At 77.1% G+C, this 5,657-nt stretch carries 5 protein-coding genes; 2 read left to right on the plus strand and 3 right to left on the minus strand.

Going from position 1 to position 5,657, the window contains the following annotated elements; translation table 11 throughout:
• Positions 1–72: 72 nt before the first annotated feature.
• The 3 genes from ACI79L_RS23800 to ACI79L_RS23810 are packed head-to-tail and all read right to left on the minus strand — an operon-like array spanning position 73 to position 3,160.
• Positions 73–957: an enoyl-CoA hydratase-related protein gene (locus tag ACI79L_RS23800; RefSeq protein ID WP_456939168.1), complete on the minus strand. Its 885-nt coding sequence runs from the start codon at positions 955–957 to the stop codon at positions 73–75.
• Positions 954–1,946, minus strand: a complete 993-nt coding sequence (locus tag ACI79L_RS23805) for an acyl-CoA dehydrogenase family protein (RefSeq protein WP_456939169.1) — start codon at positions 1,944–1,946, stop codon at positions 954–956. Before ACI79L_RS23805 ends, ACI79L_RS23800 begins: the two co-directional genes overlap by 4 nt.
• The gene (locus ACI79L_RS23810) at positions 1,943–3,160 is read right to left on the minus strand and encodes an acyl-CoA dehydrogenase family protein (RefSeq protein ID WP_456939170.1); all 1,218 of its coding nucleotides are present in this window, start codon (positions 3,158–3,160) and stop codon (positions 1,943–1,945) included. Before ACI79L_RS23810 ends, ACI79L_RS23805 begins: the two co-directional genes overlap by 4 nt.
• 108 nt (positions 3,161–3,268) lie before the next feature.
• Here ACI79L_RS23810 and ACI79L_RS23815 point away from each other — a divergent pair, with 108 nt between their 5' ends.
• Entirely contained in the window at positions 3,269–3,907 is a 639-nt protein-coding gene (locus tag ACI79L_RS23815; RefSeq protein WP_456926148.1) for a TetR/AcrR family transcriptional regulator, read from the plus strand.
• A 76-nt stretch (positions 3,908–3,983) separates the two neighbouring features.
• Entirely contained in the window at positions 3,984–5,555 is a 1,572-nt protein-coding gene (locus ACI79L_RS23820) for a long-chain-fatty-acid--CoA ligase (protein ID WP_456939171.1), read from the plus strand.
• Positions 5,556–5,657 lie beyond the last annotated feature (102 nt).

Consider the following 5,657-nt stretch of genomic DNA (forward strand, 5'->3'; position numbering starts at 1 on the left):
CCCCCCCCTCCCCCGCTGCGCGCCCCCACACCGCCGGGGGCCCGCCCCCGCCCCCCCCGCGGGAAGGCCACGTCAGGGGCGGACGTCGTCGGGCGGGGCGGGCCAGGGCGGGACACCGGCCACCGGCCCCTCCCCCAGCGGCGTGGCGAACGCCGGCGCGCGCTTGGCGAGGAAGGCGGCCACGCCCTCGGCGGCGTCGGGACCGCGGCCGAGCTCGGCCAGCGCCCGCGACTCGAGCCGGTGCGCGTCCCAGGGCGAGGGCGCCCCGAGCATCGACCACAGCATCTGCCGGGCCGCGGCGACCGCCACCCCGGAGGTGTTGTCGGCGATCTCCCGGGCCAGGCCGAGCGCGGCGGGCAGCAGGTCGGCGTCGGGGACCACCCGGCTGACCAGCCCGCCGCGCAGCGCCTCGGCGGCGCCGAACACCCGGCCGGTGGCCACCCACTCCACCGCCTGGCTGATGCCGACCACCCGCGGCAGGAACCACGTCGACGCCGCCTCCGGCGTGATGCCGCGGCGGGCGAAGACGAAGCCGAAGCGGGCGGACTCCGCGGCGAGCCGCACGTCCATCGGCAGCACCATCGTCGCGCCGATGCCGACCGCCGGGCCGTTGACCGCGGCGATCACCGGCTTGCGCAGCGCGGCGAACGGCAGCGACGCGACCCCGCCCCAGTCCCGCGCGACGCCGTCGACGGTGCCCTGCACCGGCGGGCCCTCGCCGGGGTCGCGGTCGGCGAAGGTCCCCGAGCCCGCGCCCAGGTCGGCGCCGGCGCAGAACGCCCGCCCCTCCCCGGTGACGACGACGACCCGCACCGCCTCGTCGGCGTCCGCGGCCGCCGCGGCCCGGCCCAGCTCGGCGGCCATCACCGGGGTGAAGGCGTTGAGCCGGTCAGGCCGGGACAGGGTGATCGTCGCGACCCGGTCGGCGACGTCGTACCGGAGCTGCTCGAACGTCATCCCAGGGCGCCGGCCTCGGCGAGCCGGGCGACGGTGTCGAGGTGCTCGGCGGCGTCCCCGAGCAGCAGCCGGTCCACCTTGGCGCGGCGCCAGTACAGGTGCGCGTCGTGCTCCCAGGTGAACCCGATGCCGCCGTGGACCTGGATCGCCGTCTCGGTGGCCCGCTCGGCGACCTCGGCGGCGTAGGCCTTGGCGGCGGCCGCGGCCAGCGGGAGCTCGGCCGGCGAGGAGTCGGCCGCCCACGCCGCCCACCACACCAGCGAGCGCAGCTGGTCCACGCCCACCCACGCGTCGACCAGCATGTGCTTGACCGCCTGGTAGGAGCCGATGACCCGGCCGAACGCCTCCCGCTGGCGGGCGTAGTCCACGGCCAGCTGCACCGCGCGGTCGGCGGCGCCGAGGTCCTCGGCGGCCAGGACCACCGCGCCCACCTGGCGGGCCCGCGCCCACAGCTGCTCGGCGTCCTCGGCGAGCACCCGGCGGGAGGTCATCCGCACCGAGGCCAGCCCGCGGGTGGCGTCCATCGGCCGGCCCGGGGTCACCTCGCCCTCGCCGACGACGAGCGCGCCGTCGACGAGGCCGAGGAACAGCGTGGCGTCGGCGGCGTCCAGCGAGGGCGCGGAGCCGGTGACCGGCCCGTCGAGGACGGCGAGCGCGGCGGACCCGTCGGCCAGCTGCGCGGCCAGGTCGGGCGCGGACCCCAGCAGCACCGCGGCGCGCGCGGCGGTGACCAGGGAGGGCCCGGCCAGCACCGCGCCGGCCTGCTCGGCGACGACGGCGAGGTCGAGCACGCTCCCGCCCGCGCCGCCCGCGGACTCCGGCACCGTGATGCCGAGGAAGCCGATGTCGGCCAGCGCCTTGCGCCCGGGGCCCGGGACGCCGGCGCCCTCGAGCGCCGCGCGGGCGGCGGCCGGGGTGACCGAGCCGGTGAAGAACTCGCGCGCGCCGGCGGCGGCCGCGCGCTGGTCGTCGGACAGGTCGAAGTTCACCGGGCACCTCCGGAGAACGGCGCGGTCTTGTCGGTGCGGGGTTCCGGCGGCAGGCCGAGCACCCGCTCACCGAGGATGTTGCGCAGCACCTGGTCGGTGCCGCCGGCGATCGCGATGCCCGGCACGTAGGCCTGCGCCCGCTGCCAGGTGTCGTCGCCGTCGGCGGTGGCGCCGTACACGGCGTCGTCGCCGAGCAGCCGGACGCCGGCGTCGGCGACCAGCCGGGCCGCGGCGGTGCCGCCGAGCTTGCCGGCGCTGGCCTCCGGGCCGGGCACCCCGCCCTGGGACAGCGTGGTGAACCGGCGGTAGCCGGTGTAGCGGGCGGCCAGCGAGGCGACCAGCGCCCGCCCGACCGCCTGCCGGGCCAGCGCCCGCCGCTCCGGGTCGAGCGCGGGCAGCCGGTCGCGGGCGTGCGCGGCCAGCGACTCCGGCGCCGGGCCGATGTCGCCGCCGGCGCCGCCGATCGCGACCCGCTCGTTCATCAGCGTCGTCAGCGCGACCCGCCAGCCCTCGCCGGGCTCGCCGAGCCGCTCGGCGTCGGGGATGCGGACGTCGTCGAAGAAGACCTCGTTGAAGTCCGCGCCGCCGCTCATCTGGCGCAGCGGCCGGACGGTCACCCCCGGCGCGTGCATGTCGACGACGAACATCGTCAGCCCGGCGTGCTTGGGCCGGGCCGGGTCGGTGCGGGTGAGCAGGATGCCGAAGTCGGCGACGTGCGCGAGCGTCGTCCAGACCTTCTGGCCGTTGACCACCCAGTCCTCGCCGTCGCGGACGGCCGAGGTGCGCAGCGCCGCGAGGTCCGAGCCGGAGCCCGGCTCGCTGAACAGCTGGCACCAGACGTCGTCGGCCCGCAGCAGCCGGGCCAGGTAGCGGGCGCGCTGGTCGTCGCTGCCGTGCGCGATCACCGTGGGCCCGCACATGCCGATGCCGATGTGGTTGATCAGCGTGGGGACGCGGGCGCGGGCCAGCTCCTGGACCACGATCGCCTGCTGCACCAGCGTGCCGCCCTGGCCGCCGTACTCCCGCGGCCACGTGACGCCGATCAGCCCCGCCTCGGCCAGCACCCGCTGGGTGGCCCGCAGCTCCGCCTCGCGGGAGCGCGCGTCGACCGGCTCCCCCGGCGAGACGTGCAGCAGCTCGGACGCGTGCTCGTCGAGCACGGTGCGGACGTGCGCCCGGTAGGACGCCTCCTCGGGGGTGTCGTCGAAGTCCACCCGGTACCTCCTCGTCGTCGAGCAGTACGCGCCGCAGCGTGACAGCGGTCACCCTCGACGGTCAACGGTGACTGTTCAGCGGCGCGCCGGGGCCCTAGCCTGCGGCGCGTGAGCGCCGAACCCCTCCCGGACGACGGCCCGCGCAGCCGGTCCACCCGCACGGCCGACAGCCGGGCGCTGATCCTCGACGCCGCCGTCGCGTGCCTGGTCGAGTCCGGGTACGCCGGCGCCTCCACCCTGGCCGTGCAGGCCCGGGCCGGGGTGTCCCGCGGCCGGCTGCTGCACCACTTCCCCTCCCGCGCCGAGCTGCTGGTCGCCGCCGCCGGGCACCTGTCGAGCACGCTGCTGGCCGGGGTGGAGGAGCGCGCGGCGGCGGTCATGGCCGACGAGCCAGCCGGGCCCGAGCGGATCGACCGGGCGATCGACCTCATGTGGGCGACGTTCCAGGAGCCACCGTTCTGGGCGGCGATGGAGCTGTGGGTGGCCGCCCGCACCGACCCGCAGCTGCGGGCGGCGCTGCGGGTCGAGGAGCGCCGGCTGCGGGCGGCGATCCGCCGGGTGGCCGACGGGATCTGGGGCCCGCGGATCGCCTCGGCGCCGCGCTACGCCGAGGTGTGCGAGCTGCTGTTCACCAGCATGCGCGGGGTGGCCTGCGTGTACGCCTTCGAGGAGCGGCCCGCCGCCACCGACCCGCACCTCACCCTGTGGAAGGGGCTCGCCGCGCGGATGCTCACGCCGTCCTCCTGACGGTCAGGGTTGACCGTCCCCTGCCACCCCGCCAGCATGACGCACGTCACACCCGGCGGCGGCGCAGGAGGAACCCGTGGACGACCCGACCCCCCGGCTGCAGGGGCGCGGCATGACGACCGCCGACCAGCTCGCCCGCTGGGCCCGGCGCACCCCCGACGCGGTGGCCGTGCGCTTCGCCGGCACCGGCCGCACCTACGCCGAGCTCGACGAGCGGGTCACCCGGCTGGCGCGGGCGCTGGCCGACCGGGGCGTGGCCGCGGGCGACCGGGTGGCGGTGCTGGGGCTCAACGGGATCGAGGTCTGGGAGTCCTACCTCGCCGGCGTGCGGCTGGGCGCGATCGTCGTCCCGGTCAACTTCCGGCTGGTCGCCGACGAGGTGGCCTACGTGCTCACCGACAGCGGGGCGGCCGCCCTCGTGGTCGATCCCGCGCTGGCCGGCGTGGCGGCCAAGGCGCGCGAGCAGGCGCCCGGCGTGCACACCGTCCTGACCATCGGCCAGGACTACGAGGACGCGCTCGCGGCGGCGTCGGCGGAGCCGCTCGACGTCGAGGTCGACGAGGCGGCGCCCGCCTTCATCATGTACACCTCCGGGACCACCGGCCGGCCCAAGGGCGCCGTCCTCACCCACCACAACCTGCTCGTGCACGTGTTCAGCCAGGTGGCCACCCTCGGGGTGGGTCCGGACGACCGGGTCGGTGCGCCGGGGGCGCCGCTGTTCCACATCGCCGGGCTGGCCGGCGGGCTGCCGCCGCTGCTGCTCGGCGGCACCCACGTCATCCTCGCGTCGGGCGGCTTCGACCCGGTGGCCGTGCTCGACCTCATCGAGCGGGAGCGGATCTCCAACCTGTTCCTCGTGCCGGCGATGTGGGCGGCCGTGGTGGCGGTGCCGGGGATCGCCGAGCGCGACCTGTCCTGCCTCAAGCGGATCTCCTGGGGCGCCGCGCCGGCGTCGACCACCCTGCTGCGGTCGATGATCGACACGTTCCCGCAGGCCGAGGTGGTCACCGCCTTCGGCCAGACCGAGTGCAGCCCGGTCACCTGCCTGCTGCGCGGCGAGGACTCGATCCGCAAGATCGGCTCGGTCGGGACGCCGATGCTCAACGTCGAGGTCCGCGTGGTCGACGACGCCATGCAGGACGTGCCGCGCGGCGAGGTCGGCGAGATCGTCTACCGCAGCCCGATGGTGATGAAGGAGTACTGGGGCAAGCCCGAGGCGACGGCGGAGGCGTTCGCCGGCGGCTGGTTCCACTCCGGCGACCTGGTGCGCGAGGACGAGGACGGCTACTTCTACGTCGTCGACCGCAAGAAGGACATGATCATCAGCGGCGGCGAGAACGTGTACTGCGCCGAGGTGGAGGACGCGCTCGCCGCGCACCCCGGCGTCGCCGAGGTCGCGCTCATCGGGGTGCCCGACCCGCGCTGGGGCGAGGCGCCGCTGGCGGTGATCGCGCCGCGGGACCCGGAGAACCCGCCCACGCCCGCCGAGCTGTCGGCCTGGTGCGGGGAGCGGCTGGCCCGCTACAAGCACCCGCGGGAGTACTCGGTGGTGTCCGCGCTGCCGCGCAACCCCAGCGGCAAGGTGCTCAAGACCGCGCTGCGGGAGGAGCACCGCGCCGGCTCGCTGGTCTCCGACCCCGTCATCTGACGCCGAGCTGTGGGGGGGGGGGGGGGGGGGGGGGGGGGGGGGGCGGGGGGGGGGGGGGGGGGGGGGGGGGGTCGCGGGGGGGGGGGGGGGGGGGGCGGGGGG

The organism is Geodermatophilus sp. SYSU D00684, assembly GCF_054050455.1.

What these genes read in the sequence shown, in the direction of transcription:
- ACI79L_RS23800 (WP_456939168.1), bottom strand. Translation starts at nt 957, where the DNA reads ATGACGTTCGAGCAGCTCCGGTACGACGTCGCCGACCGGGTCGCGACG.